Here is a 16,582-nt window from a genome sequence, read left to right on the forward strand (position 1 = left end):
CGGACCCGCGCCGCGTTCCCGCCCCCGTCGGTGCCCGTCAGTCGGTGTCGCGGCGGCGGGCTCGGGGGGCGGTGGTCCGCCCGCCTCGTCCGGGCGCGGCGCCGGTGCCGCTCGTCGTCGGTGCCGGGGCGGGTTGCACCTGAGCCACCACCTCGCAGAGGTCGCGCAGCGGGTCCACCGCCTGGGCCGAGCAGGCGACCTGTTGGAGCAGCGTCCGTAGCGTCGCCGCGTCGGCTGGCGCGAGCGACCCCAGCAGGTGCGACTCCACCTGCCGCAGCGCCGAGCGCCGCTGTTCCCAGGCGGCGCGGCCGGCGTCGGTGACGTCGATCAGCCGGTTGCGCCGGTCCGCCGGGTCCGCGCGACGGGCGACGAAGCCGGGTCGTTCCAGGTCGTCGATCAGGTACGTGAGGACGGTGCGGTCGAGGCCGAGCTCCTCGGCGATCGCCCCCTGGTTGCGGGACGGCCCGTTGATCGCCGCCGTGAGCAACTGGTAGCCGCGTGGACCGCCGGGGAAGTCGGTGAGTGTGTGCTCGGCCGCCCGGACGTAGCCACGGAAGACGATCCCGAGCATCCAGCCCAGGTCGTCGTCGAGCGGATCGGGCCGGTCCGGCCGGTGAGTGGCACCCGTCATCCCCCGACAGTAGCGCAGTGACGCAGACCTTGTTGGCAGAAGATGTTCTGAATGGCATAAGGTTGAGGTCATGACGCATCGCCTGAGGCGTCGTGCGAATCGGGAGGCTCACAGATGAGCGACTACGGCCACGACCTGGTCTTCGGATCCTTCGTCACCCCCAGCAATGACGATCCGGACCGCACGGTCGGCGTCGCCGTCCTGTCCGAGCAGGTCGGGCTGGACCTGGTCACCTTCCAGGACCACCCGTACCAGCCGGCGTTCCTCGACACCTGGACGTTGCTGAGCTTCGTGGCGGCCCGGACCAACCGCGTGCACCTCGCGGCGAACGTGACGAACCTGCCCCTGCGCCCGCCGGCGGTGCTCGCCCGCAGCGTGGCCAGCCTGGACCTGCTCAGCGGCGGCCGGGTCGGCCTCGGCCTCGGCGCCGGGGCGTTCTGGGATGCCATCGAGGCGATGGGCGGCCGGCGGTTGACCCCCGGCCAGGGCGTACGCGCGTTGGAGGAGGCCATCGAGGTCATCCGTCAGCTCTGGGACACCGAGACGCGCGGTGGAGTGCGGGTCGACGGCGAGTTCCACCGGGTGGTGGGCGCCAAGCGTGGGCCGGCCCCGGCGCACGCGGTCCCGATCTGGTTGGGCGCGTACAAGCCCCGGATGCTCCAGCTCACCGGTCGCCGGGCCGACGGTTGGCTGCCCTCGCTGGGCTACCTGCAACCCGGTGACCTGGCCAAGGGCAACGCGATCATCGACGACGCCGCACAGCAGGCCGGCCGGGCACCGCAGGACGTGCGCCGGCTGCTCAACATCTCCGGCCAGTTCTCGGCCGTCGGGCGCGGCCAACTGAACGGACCGGCCGGGCAGTGGGCGCGGGAGCTGACCGAGCTGGCACTGGGGGAGGGCGTCAGCACCTTCATCCTCGCCAGCGACGACCCCGACGACCTGCGCCGGTTCGCCGGCGAGGTGGCCCCCGCCGTCCGTGAGTTGGTCGCGGCCGAGCGCGAGCGGGCTGCGGCGCCGGAGCGTACGCCGACTCCGGATCGGGCTGCGGAGCCGGAGCGGGCGGCAGAGCCGGAGTTGGCTGCGGAGCCGGCGCCGGTCGCCGCCACGCCGGTACGGGCGAGTCGCGCGAGCGTGACCGGCGGCGCGTTCGCCGTGGTGCCGACCCCCGACGACGGCGTGCGGCGCAGCGACCAGCAGGTCTGGGACGAGTCGGTCCGGCCGACCGGGCCGACGCCCGACCCGGACCGTACCTACACCCCGCACGAGCAGGCCACCGGTGCGCACCTGGTGCAGATCCACGACGGCCTGCGCGCCGAGCTGGCCCAGATCCACGACCTGATCGAACAGGTGGCGGCCGGCGAGATCGACGCGGGCACGGCCCGGTCGCACATCAACACCATGACCATGCGGCAGAACCGGTGGACGCTCGGCGTCTACTGCGAGTCGTACTGCCGCATCGTCACCACCCACCACACGATCGAGGACCAGTCGCTCTTTCCCCGGCTGCGGGCGCGTGACCCGCGGCTCGGCCCGGTCGTCGACCGGCTGGAGCAGGAGCACCACGTCATTCACGACGTGTTGGAGGGCGTCGACCGGGCGCTGGTCGCGTACGTCGGGTCTCCGGACGGTCTGACCGAGCTGCGGGCGGCGGTGGACCTGCTGACCGACGCCCTGCTGTCGCACCTCAGCTACGAGGAGCGGGAGCTGGTCGAGCCGTTGGCCCGGTTGGGCATCGCCTGATCGCCTCGGCCCTCCGCGGGCGACGGGGGTTGCCCCGGCGGACCTGAGAGACTACTTTCGAAACATGTCTCTCAAGAACCCGTACGGGGATTTCGAGATCACCGAGCCGCAGGCGCTGCGGGCGCTGGCCCACCCGGTGCGGCTGGCGATCCTCGAACACCTTCAGCGGCACGGCCCGGCCACGGCGACCGGGCTCTCGCCGCACGTCGGGGCCACCCCATCGGTGGTCAGCTGGCACCTGCGGCACCTCGCGACGTTCGGTCTGGTCACCGACTGGGACGGTGCCAGCAGCAAGCGGGAACGCTGGTGGCAGGCCGCAGCCCGGGGCTTCCGTTTCACCGCGACCGACAGCGTCGAGGGGCAGTCCGCCAGCCAGCAGCTGCGCGGCGAGATGTTCGCCCGTAACGCCGACGCGCCGCAGCAGTGGCTGCTGAGCGAGGAGCCCCGACTGGACCCCGAGTGGCGCGCGCTGGCCGGCATCGCCGACACCCGGTTCGTGGCCACCGCCGACGAGCTGCGGCAGCTGGAGGAGTCGATCGAAGAGCTGATCGCTCCGTACGTGCGGCGCAAGGAGACGTCGGCCCCGGACGGCGCGCGGATCGTCCGGATGCTGCGCTACCTCCTGCCCGAGCCCGGCGACGACGACTCCCCGGCCGAGCCGGGCGACGACGAACCGGCCACGTCGTGACCGCCGCCGGCACCGTCAGCGCCACCGGCGCCGTGCCCCCGCCGGCCCTGCACCGCGACCGACGGTTCCGCACCTTCTGGGCCGGCGAGACGATCTCCTCGTTCGGCGACCGGGTCAGCGAACTGGCCCTCCCGCTGATCGCCGTCTCCCTGCTCACCGCGACGCCCGTGCAGGTCAGTGTCCTCACCGCGCTGATCTGGCTGCCCAACCTGCTGGGCCTGTTCCTCGGTGCGTGGGTGGACCAGCGCACCCACAAGCGGCGGCTCTTGATCATCGCCGACCTGGTCCGCGCCGCGGTGCTGCTCAGCCTGCCGGTCGCCTACCTGTTCGACGCGATCACCCTCACCCAGCTCTACCTGGTGGCACTGCTCACCGGCCTCGGAGCGGTGCTGTTCGCCATGGCGCGGCAGGCCTTCTTCGTCGCCCTGGTGCCACGATCGGCGTACGTGGACGCGAACAGCAAGCTGAGCATGAGCCGGTCGCTGTCCTCCATCGCCGGCCCCGCCGTCGGCGGTGGGCTGGTCCAGGCGCTCAGCGCGCCGGGCGCGATCCTCGTCGACGCGGTGTCGTTCCTCGGCTCCGCGCTGCTGCTGCGCCGCATCCCGGTCACCGAGACGCCTCCGCCGCCGCGTCAGACGTCCACTCTCGGCCTGGTCCGCGAAGGGCTCGTGCTGGTGCTGAGGCACCCGGTGCTGCGGGCCGCCCTCGGCTGCACCAGCACTGTCAACTTCTTCACCTTCATCGCCGGCGCACTGCTGGTGCTCTACGCCAGCCGGGACCTCGGCCTGTCGGCCGGCGCGATCGGTGTCGCCCTCGGTTTCGGGGCACTCGGCGGGCTCGCGGGCGCGGCGCTCGCCCCACGGATCTCCCGCGCCATCGGGTTGGGGCGTACCGCCATGATCGGCGCGGTGCTCTTTCCCGCACCGCTGGCGCTGACCGCGCTGGTGACCGGCCCCACCTGGACGAAGGTGGCCATGCTGGCGGCCATCGAGTTGGTCTCCAGCGTCGGGGTGATGCTGATGGACGTCAACCTGAACGCCCTGCTCATCGCCGTGACACCCGACGACGCTCTGGCACGCCGGGCCGGGGCCTACAGCGCCGTCAACTACGGCATCCGGCCGGTCGGCGCACTGGTCGGTGGCGTGCTGGGCACCACCATCGGCCTGCGACCCACCCTGGCCATCGCCGGCTTGGGTGGCGTGCTCGCCGTGCTCTGGCTGGTCGCGTCGCCGGTGCGCCACATCAGAACCCTGGACGACCAGACGGCCTGACGCTGGAGCGGGTCGCCGTGGCGCGCGCTCACCCGGATGAGCGTGATACCTCAGAGTCATCAATATGCCCCTGAGGCATCACGCCCATCGGGCCGACCGCGCGCCCTCGCCGCCACCGCCCGACTCAGCTGGCCTCCGCCACCAGGATCCGGGCCAGCTCGGCGGGCTGGGAGAACATCGGCCAGTGGCCGGTGTCCATGGTGACCAGTCGCCAGTGGTCGCTGGTCAGCAGCTTGGCCACTGTGTCGTTGGGCTCAGGCCCGTCGAGCAGACACTTGACGTACGTCGCCGGAAGCTCACCCAACGGCCGGGTCAGCGCGGCCGGCTCGGTCAGCGTGGCCCCCGGGTGCGGGGTGGAGCCCTCGATCAGCCGGGCGACCTGCTCGTCGGTGAGCCCCTGACCGTCGAAGTCGGCCGCACCCAGCGGCGGCCAGTAGCCGCCGTTGTCGGCGATCAGCGCCTCGAAAACCGCCTGGCCCTGCCACCAACCGGACGCGAACGACCCGCCGTCGACCGGCACCTCCGCGTCGACGAAGACCACCCTGGCCAACCGACCGCCGATGCGCTCGGCGGCCTGGCCCACCGGAATGCCGGAATAGCTGTGCCCGACCAGCACCACGTCGCGCAGGTCGCGGCGCTCGATCTCGTCGACGATGTCCTGCACGTGGGTCTGCTGCCCAGCGGGCACGCCCCGCTTGTCAGCGAGACCGGAGAGGGTCACCGCGTGGGCGCCGTGGCCGGCCGCCCGAAGGGGCGCCACCACCTCGTCCCATGCCGACGATCCCAGCCACGCCCCCGCCACCAGTACGAATTCAGCCATGGGCGGGACCCTAGCGGCACCCTCCGACAGCCCCGACGCGTCAGGACCAGGTGCGGGCCTCGGCGGCGAAGAGCTCCGGCGGGCTTTCCACCGGCAACACGCAGAGCAGGTGACCGCCGGGTGCCCGCAGGACCCGACACTCAAGCCACTGCGACACCTCGGTGGCGCCCAGACCGATCAACCGCGCGGTCTCGGCCGGCACGTCGTCGGTCTCGATGTCGAGGTGGAAACGCGGCTCGTCGTCGACCGCCTGGACTGCGGCGACCATCCCCGGCAGCGCCTCGTGCAGACCGACGAACTGCGGCTCCTCCGGATGGGACCGGGTGCTGACGCCGAGCGCGGCCGACCAGAACTCCGCCGCCCGGGTGGCCTCCGCCGCGGGGGCGTCGATCAGCAGGGCGTAGACACGGCTTCGATGCATGCGTGGCAGCATATCGACGCTCGTCCACTCACGAATGGTCCAATGGGGACGGTCCGGCCGCCGGCCGCGCTCAGTCGGTCGGCAGGGCCGGCGGGCCGACCAGGGCGGCGAGCCGCTTCGGGGCCAGCATGCAGTAGCTCTCGGTGAGCAACTCGGCCACCTCGTCCCAGTCGGTGTCCCCGTCCAGGACCATGCCCATCACGGTCGGCCCCCACTCCGGCTTGTAGAAGGGGTGCCCGCCACCGAGGAGCCCGGCGATCTCGTCAAGTGGCGACCGGAAGGTCAGCAGACAGGCCGGCTCGTCGAGCTCGGCGGCCCGGGCGTGGGCCACCTGGCGGTCGGGGTCGACGGTGAGGACGTGGGCGAAGGTCCGCTTGCGGATCCGCCAGCGGGTGCCCACCCAGGCGGGCTCCTCGTAGGTCTCCGGCAGCCCGAGGCAGATCGGCCGCAGCCGGTCGAGGACCTCGGGCGGGACGTCTCCGGGTTCGGTCACGGGCAGCGACGCTAGCCGCCCGGTGTGACAATTTCCGCTCGCCCCGCACCGCCCGCGCCGGTGGTGCGGGCCCTGTGGATCCGCCAGGATGGGGCCGGGGCGATCGTGGGCAGTCGTCCCGGCCCGTCCCACCCCGTGCCCGCTGAGGAGTGCCGTGCCGTCCACCCTGCTCTCCCGCCGCGACCTCGACTTCCTGCTGCACGACTGGCTGCGGGTGTCTGAACTCGTCGAGCGTCCCCGCTACGCCGAGCACTCCCGGGAGACCTTCGACGACGCCCTGGACCTCGCCGAGCGGGTCGCCACCGAGCAGTTCGCCCCGCACAACCGCGCCGCCGACCTCGCCGAGCCCACCTTCGACGGGCAGCGGGTGCGGCTCATCCCGCAGGTCCGCGCCGCGCTGGACAGCTTCGCCGAGACGGGCCTGCTCACCGCCGGCCTGGACGCCTCGGTCGGCGGCCTGCAACTGCCGCATGCCGTCGCGGCGGCCTGCTTCACCTGGTTCCAGGCGGCCAACGTGGCCACCTCGGCGTACCCGATGCTCACCCTGGGCAACGCCAACCTGCTGCTGGCGCACGGCAGCGCCGAGCAGGTGGACACCTATGTCCGGCCCATGCTGGACGGTCGCTTCTTCGGCACCATGTGCCTGTCCGAGCCGCACGCCGGCAGCTCACTGGCCGACATCACCACCCGTGCCGAGCCTCAGGAGGACGGCTCCTACCGGCTCTTCGGCACCAAGATGTGGATCTCCGGTGGCGATCACGAACTGTCCGAGAACATCGTGCACCTGGTCCTGGCGCGGATTCCCGGTGGCCCGCCCGGGGTGAAGGGCATCTCGCTGTTCGTCGTACCGAAGGTGTTGGTCGGCGCGGACGGGTCGCTCGGCGACCGCAACGACGTGGTCCTGGCCGGGCTCAACCACAAGATGGGGTTCCGGGGCACCACCAACACCCTGCTCAACTTCGGCGACGGCGGGCACACCCCGGGCGGCCGCCCCGGCGCCGTCGGTCACCTCGTCGGCGAGCCACACCACGGGCTGGCGCACATGTTCCACATGATGAACGAGGCCCGGATCGGGGTCGGGGCGGGTGCCACCGCGCTCGGTTACACCGGCTATCTCAAGAGCCTGGCGTACGCCAGGGAGCGGCCGCAGGGCCGGCCGGTCGGCGCGAAGGACCCGGCGGCGGCGCAGGTGCCGATCATCGACCACCCCGACGTACGACGGATGCTGCTCGCGCAGAAGAGCTACGTGGAGGGGGCGCTGGCGCTGGTGCTCTACTGCGCACGGCTGCTCGACGAGCAGGGGACCGCGCCGGTCGAGGCGGACCGCGAGCGCGCGCACCTGCTGCTGGACGTGCTCACCCCGATCACCAAGAGCTGGCCGTCGCAGTGGTGCCTCGCCGCGAACGACCTGGCGATCCAGGTGCTCGGGGGTGCCGGCTACACCCGCGATCACGACGTGGAACAGCACTACCGGGACAACCGGCTCAACCCGATCCACGAGGGCACCCACGGCATCCAGGCTCTGGATCTGCTGGGCCGCAAGATGACCATGCAGGGCGGCGCCGGCCTTACCCTGCTGACCGCGACGATCGGGGACACCGTCGAGCGGGCCCGGCAGACCGGTGGCGAGGCGGCCGGTCTGGCGGACCGGCTGGCCGACGCGGCGGCCCGGGTGACGGCGGTGACCCGTCGGCTGTGGGCCGACGGTGACCCGGTGCTCGCGCTGGCCAACGCCAGCGCGTACCTGGAGGCCGTCGGGCATGTGGTGATCGCGTGGATGTGGCTGGAGCAGGTGCTGGCGCTGCCGCCGGAGGGGACCGGCGACGCGTTCCACGCCGGCAAGCGCCAGGCCGCCCGCTACTTTTTCGCGGCCGAGCTGCCTCGTACCGGTCCGCAGTTCGACCTGCTGGAGAGCCGGGACCGGACCACGCTCGACATGCGGCCGGACTGGTTCTGACCGGTCAGCGTCGTCGGCTCTGGTGCTGCATCGCCTGCCGCCCCTTGACGACGCCCCAGACGATCACGATCACCAGTGCGATGACACCGATGATGGCCAGCCAGCGGACCGCCTCGAGGAGCAACCCGAGCAGGATGAGCACGCCGGCGACCACGCCGACGACCCAGAGCAGTGCGCGCATCTCGAACCTCCCGTAACCGGCCGCGCCTGGTGCGGCGGGCCCGGGTTCAGGTTCCCCGTCCGGCCGACACCATGCCGATTGATCGACTCGGGTTCTTACAGGCCAGGGTGTCCGGGGCGCGGAGACACCCCGACTCTCGAAAATCAGAGTCGATCAAGGACGAGCTCAGCCGCCGGCGCGCGCCACGTAGACGGTGTTGGCCGACTGACCACCGGTCAACGGGTTGGCGAACGGCACGACGTGCGCCCGCACGTCCACGAACACCTCGGTGAGCGCCGCGGTGAACTCGGCGTCCGGCGGGTCGTCCGACCAGAGCGCGAAGACCCCCTCCGGGCGCAGCAGCGCGGCCAGCCGGCGCAGACCGGCCGGCGGGTAGAACGCGGCATGGCTGGGGTGCAGGACGTTGCGCGGGGAATGGTCGACGTCGAGCAGCACCGCGTCGAACCGCCGCCCGGGCACCTCGGCGTCGAAGCCGACGTCACCGGCCACCGCCGCGAAGAAGTCGGCCTGCACGAACCGGGTCCGCGGATCCTCGGCGAGGCCCGCCGCGAACGGCAGCAGCCCCTGCCGGTGCCAGTCGATCACGTCCTCGATCGCCTCCACCACGAACAGCGAACGCACCCGGGGGTCGCCCAGTGCCGTGCAGGCGGTGTATCCCAGCCCGAGACCGCCGACCACCACGTCGATCGAGTCACCGGGCACCTCGGCGAGACCGAGCCGGGCCAGCTCGATCTCCGCGACGGGGAAGAGGCTGGACATCAGGTACTCGTCGTCGAGCTTGACCTCGTACACCTCGACCTGAAGTGCCGGGTCCCGGCGTCGACGCAGGCTGATCGCGCCGATCGGCGTCTCCCGCCAGGCCAGTTCCTCGAAACGCGCGCCCACGGGTGGCCCTCTCGCCGTCGTTTTCGTCCCCGGATGGTACCGGTTGCCCCGTGCCGGCCACGCAGGGAACACGGGACATCGACGGAACGCATATCCTGTGCCCGGCCGATCCGTCGGAAGGGACCTGATGCCGTCGCGGCAGGACCAGCTGCACTCCTACCAGTTCGGCGTCCAACGGGCGGTCGCCGCCCTGGTCATGCGGGAGACCGACCCCGCGCAGTCGCCGTTTCGGCGGCTGGCCGGCGCGGGTCTGGCCAGCGTCCTGGTCGCGGCGATCGGGCTCGGTGGCTCGGCGCTCTACGGGCTGTTCGCCGGTGGCGGCAAGGGCTGGCGCGACCCGGGCGCGGTGATCGTGGAGAAGGAGTCCGGCGCCCGGTTCGTCTATCGCGAGCAGAAGCTGCACCCGGTGCTCAACTACGCCTCCGCGCTGCTCATCGTCGGTGCGGACCGGTCGAAGACCGTGCTGGTCTCCCGCCGCACGATCGACGGTGTGCCGCGCGGGCTGCCGCTGGGCATCGCGGACGCGCCTGATTCGCTGCCCGACCCCGGCCGGCTGGCCAACGGGGGGTGGACGGTCTGCTCGACCGTCCCGGCCGGCGCGGGCGACGAGGCGCCCCGCTCGGCCCTGCTGATCGGCACCGAGCCCGACGGCGGTCGGCCGCTGGGCGACGAGGCGCTGCTGCTGCGCCACCCCGACGGCGGGTTGCACCTCGTCTGGCACCAACGGCGATATCTCGTGCGTGATCCGAGCAGGGTGCTGGCCGCGCTCGCCACCACCCGGGCGCAAGCGGTGCCGGTGGCGCCCGCCCTGCTCAACTCGCTGCCGTCCGGCACCGACCTCGCCCCGCTCGACCTGCCCGGGCTGGGCCGTCCCGCCAGCGGCGTGCCGGGCACCACCGTCGGCACGGTCTACCTGGTGAGCAACTCCGGCGGCGGCCGGCAGTACGCGGTGGCGCTCGACGCCGGCTTGGCCGGCATCACCGAGTTGCAGGCGGGGTTGTTGCTGGCCCGCACCGGGCAGGGCGAGCCGGTGCCGATGACCCTGGGTCAGTTCGCCGCGCTGCCCACGGTGCCCGACCTCGCCCCGACCGGCCCGAACGCCCCACCACCGAGCCCGCCCCGGCTCGCCGCGGGCGGCGACGGGGCCCTCTGCACCCGCGTCGCCGACGACGGTGGGGTTGGTGAGGTGCGGTGGGGCGTACCGCTGCGGGACCTGACGGCCGCTCCCCGCACCGCGCCGACCGGCGGCGCGGTGCTGGCCGACCATGTGCTGGTGGAGCCGGGTCGTGGCGCGGTGGTCGAGGCCGCCGCGGCGCCCGGTGCGACCGGCGGTGCGGTTTCCGTGGTCACCGACCTGGGCCGACGGTACGTGTTGGCCGACCGGGAGGTGCTCGCGATGCTCGGCTACCGCAGTGTCCGACCGTTGCGGTTGCCGGCCGGCCTGGTCAGCCTGGTGCCTGCCGGCGCGACCCTGGACCCGGCCGCCGCCCGGGCCGTCGCCGCCCCCGACTGATCCCCCAAACCCCGCCCCCGGGCCGCCGGGCCGCCAGGGCGGCGGTGATCAAGAGGTTTGCGTCAAAAAACGGCGCGAGCCTGACGCAAACCTCTTGATCACCGGAGAGCGACGCGCGGCAGACGGTGTCAGTCGGCCGGACGGCGCAGGACGCTGACCGCGAACGGCGCGTCGTCGCGCCACGGGCGCAGGTCCCAGGTGGCGAAGCGGTGCTCTACGCGCAGGCCGGCGGCCACGGCGTCGGCGTCGAACGCGGTCAGGGGGTAACCGCGCTCGGTGCCGAAGCCCACTGTCAGCACACCGTCGGGGCGCAGGTGCGCGGCGATCCGGCGCAGCACCTCCGGTTCGGTGCCGACGGCGACGAAGGCGAGGACGTTGCCGGCCAGCACCGCCGCGTCGAACGGCACCGCCTCACCCAGCGCCGGTAGGTCCAGCTCGGCCAGGTCGGCGACCAGCCACGTCGGGCCGGGATAGTCGGCGCTGGCCGCCGCCACCAGCGCGGGGTCGGCGTCCACCCCCACCACTGTGTGCCCACGCTCGGCCAGCGCGGCACCGACCCGGCCGGTGCCGCTGCCGGCGTCGAGGATCCGTGAGCCGGGCGCGACCAGAGTGTCCACCAGGCGGGCCTCTCCGGCCAGGTCCGCGCCCTCGGCCGCGAGCTTGCGGAACCGGTCGATATACCACTGCGAGTGCTCGGGACCGGTGTCGGTCGCCCAGCGGGTCGGGTTGGCCATGAGGCCACCGTATCCGGGCCGGTAGGGGAGCGGCGGGGGACCCGGAGGAGACGATCATCCCTTCTCCGCGCCGCTGGTCAGCCCCTCGGTGAGCAGGCGTTCGCTGGCGAAGAAGAGGATCACGATCGGCAGGGTGAGCACGACCGACCCGGCCATCAGCACCGTCTTGGGGACCTCCACACCGTCGGCGAGCAGGGACAACCCCAGCGACACCGTCCACCGGTCGGGCTTGTCGACCAGGAACAGCAGGGCGAAGAGGAACTCGTTCCAGGCGATCATGAAGTCGTAGAGCGCGACCGCCATGACCGACGGCATGGCCAGCGGCAGGCTGACCCGCCGGATGATGCCCAGCCGGCCGGCGCCGTCGATGGCGGCGGACTCCTCCAGACTGACCGGGATGGTCTCGAAGTAGTTCTTCAGCATGTAGACCGAGACCGGCAGTGTCTGCGAGATGTAGACGAGCACCAGGCCGAACAGCGAGCCGCGCAGCCCGGCGAGGCTGAACACGACGAACAGCGGGATCGCGATGACGATCGACGGAAACAGGTAGACCGCCAGGAACAGGAAGTCGACCTGCCGCCGGCCGAAGAACCGCAGCCGGGCCACCGCGTACGCGCCGGGAATCGCGACGAGCAGCGTGAGCACGGTCGCCGCGACGGCGACCAGCCCGCTGTTGCGGATGAAGGTGAGGAAGCCCTGGCCGCCGTCGTCGGTGGCCTTGAGCACCTCGGCGTACGTGGCGACGGTGAGCTCACCGAAGCCGACCACCAGCGCGCCCGGGTCGAGCAGCAGCCGCTCGATCGGGCGCACCGAGAGCACCAGCATGTAGTAGAAGGGGAAGACGGTGACCACCAGGAACGCGGCGATCACCAGTCGGCGCAGCCAGCGCAGGCTCACCGTCTCGACCACGTCCCGGTCCATCAGCTCACCCTCCGTCCGAAGAAGCGCAGGTAGATCAGCACGAACACGATGAGCACCACGGCCAGCACGACCGCCTGCGCGGCCGCGGCGCCGATGTCGGTACGGGCGGTGAGGAACTCGTACACCCGCACGCTGACCACCTCGGTGCCCGCCGCGCCGCCGGTGAGCAGGTAGACGTCGTCGAACTTGTTGAACGTCATGATGAAGCGCAGCACGCCCAGCAGGGCGATCACCGGCAGCAGTTGGGGCAGCAGGATGTGCCGGAACCGTTGGGTGGGGGTGGCCCCGTCGACCCGGGCGGCCTCCTCCAGCTCACCGGGCACCGCCTGGAGCCGGGCCAGCAGGAACAGGAAGGCGAACGGGAAGTAGCGCCACGCCTCGAACACGATCACCGTGGTCAGGGCGGTCGACTCCTGGGACAGGAACGGCACCGGCGCGTCCCAGCCGAGCAGGCGCTGGCCCCACGCGTTGACGATGCCGAGCTGCGGGTCGAGCATCACCTGCCAGACGAAGGTCACCGCGACCACCGGCGCCACGTACGGCAGCAGCATGGACGCCCGGACCAGGGTGCGACCCCGGAACGGCCGGCGGACCACCAGAGCGGCCACCAGGCCGAGCAGTATCGACCCGACTGTGCCGCCGACGCTGTAGATCAGCGTCACCCACAGCGTCTCGGCGAAGCCGGGGGTGTGCAGCACCCGGTCGATGTTGTCCATGGTGAAGTCGCCGAACAGGCCGGTCTTGCGCAGCGTGGCGAGCCGGACCCGTTGGAAGGCGAGCACCACGGTCCACACGATCGGGATGCCGATGACCGCGATCGTGACGAGCAGGGTCGGTGCGACCAGCGCGAGCCCGGCCCGGGATTCGCGGCGGCGCAGGGTCAATGGTCGGCGCCGTGGTGGCTCCGGCCGCTCCCGGGTGGGGGAGCGGCCGGGGCCGGGCGCGGTGGTCGTCAATTGACGCCCGCCTTGATGGCGTCGACGTCCTTCTTGGCGCGGTTGGCGGTGGCCGTCGCGTCGGACTTGCCGGAGACGAGGTCACCCAGCACCTTCGGCACCGGCAGCTCCCCGAGCATGGCGCCGACCAGCTTGCCCTGTCCCTGGCTGAGGCCCCACCGCCCGAACGTGTCCGGGCTGCGGCGCAGCGTGGCCAGCACCTCGTCGCCGTACACGTCGGCGAGGGGCTTCTTCGCGTCCACGCCGGCCTGGCTGGCGTTCCACCGGGTCAGGTACGCCTCCGGCTCGGCCGGCGTGCCCTTGCGGACCGGGAAGCGGCCCTCGGGGGACATGCCGAACCAGCTCGGATAGCCGTCACTGAGCATGTACTCCACGAAGGACTTCGCCGGGTCGGCCGCCGCGCCGTCCAGCACGGCCCAGGAGCTGATCTCGCCGTACTGGGCCGGCTCGGTGCCGTTCGGGCCCTTGATCGCGGTGACGAAGCCGCTGTTCTTCGCGAGGAACCCCGGGTCGGCCTGGCACTGCGGGCAGGTCGGCTTGGCGTCGTTACGCAGCCCGGCCAGCTCGTCGAGGATGAACGGCGACCAGATCACCATGGCCGCCTTGCCGGCGAAGTAGGTGGCCCGGGTGGTGTCCACGTCCTGCGCGCCCTTCACCGAGCTGGTGCGGATCAGGTCGCCGTAGAAGCGGAACGCCTCGACGCACTGGGGCGAATCCAGGGTGACCTTGCCCGAGTCGTCGCTGAGCTGGCAGTCGTTGGCCAGCGCCAGGTGTTCGAAGGTCTGCTGGGTGAACACGTCGCTGGGGGCGGTCGCCGCGGTGATCCCGGCGACGCCGCCGGTGTTCAGTCTCGCCGCGGCGGCGGTGATCCGCTCGTACGTGTCGGGGGCGGGCAGGCCGGCCGCGGCGAACAGGTCCTTGCGGTAGACGAGCAGTTGGCCCCAGCCGTCGCTGGGCACGGACAGCTGCTTGCCGTCGTCGGAGGTGAGCTCCAGCGCCCGCGGTGAGAACGTCTGCCGGCCCAGCTTGTCGACGACCTCCGCGTTCGCCGAGGCGTGCAGCAGCTCGTTGCCGGCGAGCGTACGGATGCCGGCGAGGGAGACCGAACCCACCACGTCGGGCAGGTCACCGGCGGCGGCGTTGGCGGCGATCAGGGAGGGGAACTGGTCCTCGTTGACGGTCACCAGGTCGACCTGGATCCCGGTCTTCGCGGTGAAGTCGGCGACGATCGCCTTGGTGGCGGTGACCCGGTCGGCGACGTCCTCCAGGCTCCAGACGGTGATCTTCTTGCTGCTGCTGTCCGATTCGTCGTCTCCGCAGGCCAGCAGGGTGGACGCTGTCAGTGCCATGATCAGGGTGGTGGCGAGTATCCGCCTCGGAGGTGCTGACATCGGTGGCACTCCTCTCGAAGGGTACATGAAGGATCCAACACCTTCGATTGATCAATAGCAAGACATATGGCTATTTTTTGCTATCCTGGAACCCAGTGCTACCGGGATGTGACACATGGGCAACTGGGTGGTCTCTCTCGCCGGGCCTCGACGGATCAGCCTCGAGCCCTGCCCCCCGGATCCGCTCGGCCCCGGCCAGGTCCGGGTCCGCACCTCCTACTCGGGCATCTCCGCCGGCACCGAGCTGACCCTCTACCGGGGCAGCAATCCCCGGCTCAGCAAGGACTGGGACGACGCCGCCCGGATGTTCGTCCCCCGGCAGACCCCGGTGCCCTACCCGCTGATCGGCTTCGGCTACGAGGAGGTCGGCGAGGTCGTCGAGGTGGCGCCGGATGTCACCGACCGCCACCCCGGGCAGCTCGTCTGGGGCATCTGGGGGCACCGGGCCGAGGCCGTGCTCGCCGCCGAGGCGGTGAATCCGCTCCCCGCCGGGTTGGACCCGCTCGCCGCGGTCTTCGCCCGCCCGGGGGCCATCGCGCTGACCGCCGTGCTCGCCGGTGACCTGCACCTCGGCGACTGGGTCGCCGTCTTCGGGCAGGGCGTCATCGGGCTGCTCGCCACTCGACTCGCCGTGCTCTCCGGCGCCCGGGTGGTGGCCGTGGACCCGGTGCCCGGCCGGTTGGAGCACGCCGCCCGGTACGGCGCGCGAACCACTGTGGACGTCCGCGCCGAATCCGCCGCCGCCGTGCTGCGTCGGGCCACCGACGGCCGGGGCGCGGACGTCTGCCTGGAGTTGTCCGGGGCGTACCCGGCGTTGCACGAGGCGATCCGATCCACCGCACACGCCGGTCGGGTCGTGGCCGCCGGCTTCTACCAGGGCCAGGCCGACGCTCTCGGCCTCGGCGAGGAGTTCCACCACAACCGCATCCAGTTGGTGGCCGCCCAGGTCTCCGGGCCCACCCCCGCGCCGAGCATGGCCGGGCGGTGGACCGGTGACCGGGTCGCGCAGACCTTCATGGACCTGGTGGCCGAACACAGCGTCGATCCGTTGCCGCTGGTCAGCCACATCGTCGACGCCAGCGCGGTCGCCGACGCCCTCGCGCTGCTCGACCGCGGCGCCGGTGACGTCCTCCAAGTGGTGCTGAGGTTCTAGATGACCACCATCGCGCTGGCCTGCCAGGAACAACTCCTGCCGGGCACAAACCTGATCCAGAAGTACGCCCTCGCGGCCGCCCTCGGCTACCAGGGCATCGAGCTACGCGGACGCGGTGACCTCGCGTTCGCCCGTCGCCTGCCCGAGCTGCGCCGCGCCCGCGCCGCCGGGGTGGTGATGCCCACCGTCTGCGTCGAGATGGACCACTTCATCGGCGACTTCGACCCCGCCCGGTCCGCCGACGCCGTGCGCAACCTGCGCTCCCAACTGTCGGTCATCGGCGAGCTGGGCGGCATCGGCGTGATGACACCGGCCGCCTGGGGCATGTTCTCCCGGCGGCTGCCGCCGTTCGAGCCGCCGCGCCCGCCGGCCGGTGACCGGCAGGTCCTCCTCGACGCCCTGGGCGAGCTGGGCGAGCACGCCCGGGCCGAGGGGGTGACCCTCTTCCTCGAACCCCTCAACCGGTACGAGGACCACATGGTCAACCGTCTCGACGAGGCGGTGGCGCTCTGCGCCGCTGTCGGGTTGCCGTCGGTCCGGGTGGTCGCGGACACCTTCCACATGAACATCGAGGAGGACGACATGCACCGCGCGCTGCGCGCCGCCGCGCCCTACCTCGGTCACGTGCAGGTCAGCGACTCCAACCGCTACCAGCCGGGCGCGGGGCACCTGGACTGGCCGGCGCTGGTGCGTACGCTGCTGGAGCTGGACTACCGAGGGTGGCTGGCGCTGGAGTGCCGGCTGCGCGGCGACCCGGTCCGGGCCCTGCAACAGGCCGCCACGGTGCTGCGTCACGCCCTGCCCCGGCGGGCCGCCGCGTGACCGCC

17 protein-coding genes are annotated in these 16,582 nt (G+C 72.1%); 7 read left to right on the plus strand and 10 right to left on the minus strand.

What is annotated here, in order from left to right; genetic code table 11:
- Positions 1-37: 37 nt before the first annotated feature.
- On the minus strand, positions 38-631 hold the full coding sequence (locus KBX46_RS14225; protein ID WP_210792859.1) for a MarR family winged helix-turn-helix transcriptional regulator: 594 nt from the start codon (positions 629-631) through the stop codon (positions 38-40).
- A 114-nt stretch (positions 632-745) separates the two neighbouring features.
- Between KBX46_RS14225 and KBX46_RS33015 the strand changes: the two genes are divergently transcribed.
- From KBX46_RS33015 to KBX46_RS14240, 3 genes are all read left to right on the plus strand, one after another.
- Positions 746-2,371, plus strand: coding sequence for an LLM class flavin-dependent oxidoreductase (locus KBX46_RS33015; RefSeq protein WP_210792860.1), 1,626 nt, complete (start codon positions 746-748; stop codon positions 2,369-2,371).
- Between the two features lie 64 nt (positions 2,372-2,435).
- A complete protein-coding gene (locus KBX46_RS14235) occupies positions 2,436-3,059 on the plus strand; it encodes a helix-turn-helix transcriptional regulator (RefSeq protein ID WP_210792861.1) in 624 nt (207 codons plus the stop codon).
- Positions 3,056-4,330 (plus strand): MFS transporter, encoded by a 1,275-nt coding sequence (locus tag KBX46_RS14240; RefSeq protein ID WP_210792862.1) that lies wholly within the window; start codon positions 3,056-3,058, stop codon positions 4,328-4,330. Before KBX46_RS14235 ends, KBX46_RS14240 begins: the two co-directional genes overlap by 4 nt.
- Before the next feature lie 124 nt (positions 4,331-4,454).
- On the opposite strand, the gene KBX46_RS14245 is transcribed toward KBX46_RS14240, so the two are convergent.
- The 3 genes from KBX46_RS14245 to KBX46_RS14255 all read right to left on the minus strand — a co-directional run bounded on the left by KBX46_RS14245 (position 4,455) and on the right by KBX46_RS14255 (position 6,064).
- A complete protein-coding gene (locus KBX46_RS14245; protein ID WP_210792863.1) occupies positions 4,455-5,150 on the minus strand; it encodes an alpha/beta fold hydrolase in 696 nt (231 codons plus the stop codon).
- 40 nt (positions 5,151-5,190) lie between these two features.
- The gene (locus tag KBX46_RS14250; protein ID WP_210792864.1) at positions 5,191-5,571 is read right to left on the minus strand and encodes a VOC family protein; all 381 of its coding nucleotides are present in this window, start codon (positions 5,569-5,571) and stop codon (positions 5,191-5,193) included.
- A 70-nt stretch (positions 5,572-5,641) separates the two neighbouring features.
- Positions 5,642-6,064 (minus strand): MmcQ/YjbR family DNA-binding protein, encoded by a 423-nt coding sequence (locus KBX46_RS14255; RefSeq protein ID WP_210792865.1) that lies wholly within the window; start codon positions 6,062-6,064, stop codon positions 5,642-5,644.
- 154 nt (positions 6,065-6,218) lie between these two features.
- On the opposite strand from KBX46_RS14255, the gene KBX46_RS14260 reads away from it, so the two are divergent.
- Positions 6,219-8,021: an acyl-CoA dehydrogenase gene (locus tag KBX46_RS14260; protein ID WP_210792866.1), complete on the plus strand. Its 1,803-nt coding sequence runs from the start codon at positions 6,219-6,221 to the stop codon at positions 8,019-8,021.
- Positions 8,022-8,025: 4 nt separating this feature from the next.
- Here KBX46_RS14260 and KBX46_RS14265 read toward each other — a convergent pair whose 3' ends face one another.
- Together KBX46_RS14265 and KBX46_RS14270 are read right to left on the minus strand one after the other, a co-directional pair.
- The gene (locus tag KBX46_RS14265) at positions 8,026-8,202 is read right to left on the minus strand and encodes a hypothetical protein (protein WP_172862018.1); all 177 of its coding nucleotides are present in this window, start codon (positions 8,200-8,202) and stop codon (positions 8,026-8,028) included.
- Between the two features lie 165 nt (positions 8,203-8,367).
- Positions 8,368-9,087, minus strand: coding sequence for a spermidine synthase (locus KBX46_RS14270; RefSeq protein WP_088947840.1), 720 nt, complete (start codon positions 9,085-9,087; stop codon positions 8,368-8,370).
- 127 nt (positions 9,088-9,214) lie between these two features.
- Between KBX46_RS14270 and eccB the strand changes: the two genes are divergently transcribed.
- Entirely contained in the window at positions 9,215-10,600 is a 1,386-nt protein-coding gene (gene eccB / locus KBX46_RS14275) for a type VII secretion protein EccB (RefSeq protein WP_210792867.1), read from the plus strand.
- A 128-nt stretch (positions 10,601-10,728) separates the two neighbouring features.
- Here eccB and KBX46_RS14280 read toward each other — a convergent pair whose 3' ends face one another.
- The 4 genes from KBX46_RS14280 to KBX46_RS14295 are packed head-to-tail and all read right to left on the minus strand — an operon-like array spanning position 10,729 to position 14,602.
- Positions 10,729-11,334, minus strand: a complete 606-nt coding sequence (locus tag KBX46_RS14280; protein ID WP_210792868.1) for a bifunctional 2-polyprenyl-6-hydroxyphenol methylase/3-demethylubiquinol 3-O-methyltransferase UbiG — start codon at positions 11,332-11,334, stop codon at positions 10,729-10,731.
- 54 nt (positions 11,335-11,388) lie between these two features.
- Positions 11,389-12,255 carry a carbohydrate ABC transporter permease gene (locus tag KBX46_RS14285; RefSeq protein WP_099852729.1) on the minus strand — a complete coding sequence of 289 codons (867 nt, stop codon included), beginning with the start codon at positions 12,253-12,255 and terminating at the stop codon, positions 11,389-11,391.
- Complete coding sequence (locus KBX46_RS14290; RefSeq protein ID WP_210792869.1) at positions 12,255-13,211, minus strand: carbohydrate ABC transporter permease; 957 nt, start codon at positions 13,209-13,211, stop codon at positions 12,255-12,257. The genes KBX46_RS14285 and KBX46_RS14290 overlap by 1 nt, the downstream gene beginning before the upstream one ends.
- Positions 13,208-14,602 carry an ABC transporter substrate-binding protein gene (locus tag KBX46_RS14295; RefSeq protein ID WP_210792870.1) on the minus strand — a complete coding sequence of 465 codons (1,395 nt, stop codon included), beginning with the start codon at positions 14,600-14,602 and terminating at the stop codon, positions 13,208-13,210. The genes KBX46_RS14290 and KBX46_RS14295 overlap by 4 nt, the downstream gene beginning before the upstream one ends.
- 115 nt (positions 14,603-14,717) lie before the next feature.
- Between KBX46_RS14295 and KBX46_RS14300 the strand changes: the two genes are divergently transcribed.
- Entirely contained in the window at positions 14,718-15,755 is a 1,038-nt protein-coding gene (locus tag KBX46_RS14300; RefSeq protein ID WP_088947846.1) for a zinc-binding alcohol dehydrogenase, read from the plus strand.
- The gene (locus KBX46_RS14305) at positions 15,756-16,577 is read left to right on the plus strand and encodes a sugar phosphate isomerase/epimerase family protein (RefSeq protein WP_141909119.1); all 822 of its coding nucleotides are present in this window, start codon (positions 15,756-15,758) and stop codon (positions 16,575-16,577) included.
- Positions 16,578-16,582 lie beyond the last annotated feature (5 nt).

The sequence above is a fragment of the Micromonospora sp. C81 genome, from assembly GCF_018070425.1.
Classification (GTDB): Bacteria; Actinomycetota; Actinomycetes; order Mycobacteriales; family Micromonosporaceae; genus Micromonospora; species Micromonospora zamorensis.

What these genes read in the sequence shown, in the direction of transcription:
- KBX46_RS14285 (WP_099852729.1), bottom strand. Translation starts at nt 12,255, where the DNA reads ATGGACCGGGACGTGGTCGAGACGGTGAGCCTGCGCTGGCTGCGCCGA.
- KBX46_RS14250 (WP_210792864.1), bottom strand. Translation starts at nt 5,571, where the DNA reads ATGCATCGAAGCCGTGTCTACGCCCTGCTGATCGACGCCCCCGCGGCG.
- KBX46_RS14295 (WP_210792870.1), bottom strand. Translation starts at nt 14,602, where the DNA reads ATGTCAGCACCTCCGAGGCGGATACTCGCCACCACCCTGATCATGGCA.
- KBX46_RS14305 (WP_141909119.1), top strand. Translation starts at nt 15,756, where the DNA reads ATGACCACCATCGCGCTGGCCTGCCAGGAACAACTCCTGCCGGGCACA.
- KBX46_RS33015 (WP_210792860.1), top strand. Translation starts at nt 746, where the DNA reads ATGAGCGACTACGGCCACGACCTGGTCTTCGGATCCTTCGTCACCCCC.
- KBX46_RS14235 (WP_210792861.1), top strand. Translation starts at nt 2,436, where the DNA reads ATGTCTCTCAAGAACCCGTACGGGGATTTCGAGATCACCGAGCCGCAG.
- KBX46_RS14245 (WP_210792863.1), bottom strand. Translation starts at nt 5,150, where the DNA reads ATGGCTGAATTCGTACTGGTGGCGGGGGCGTGGCTGGGATCGTCGGCA.
- KBX46_RS14280 (WP_210792868.1), bottom strand. Translation starts at nt 11,334, where the DNA reads ATGGCCAACCCGACCCGCTGGGCGACCGACACCGGTCCCGAGCACTCG.
- KBX46_RS14265 (WP_172862018.1), bottom strand. Translation starts at nt 8,202, where the DNA reads ATGCGCGCACTGCTCTGGGTCGTCGGCGTGGTCGCCGGCGTGCTCATC.
- KBX46_RS14225 (WP_210792859.1), bottom strand. Translation starts at nt 631, where the DNA reads ATGACGGGTGCCACTCACCGGCCGGACCGGCCCGATCCGCTCGACGAC.
- KBX46_RS14300 (WP_088947846.1), top strand. Translation starts at nt 14,718, where the DNA reads ATGGGCAACTGGGTGGTCTCTCTCGCCGGGCCTCGACGGATCAGCCTC.
- eccB (WP_210792867.1), top strand. Translation starts at nt 9,215, where the DNA reads ATGCCGTCGCGGCAGGACCAGCTGCACTCCTACCAGTTCGGCGTCCAA.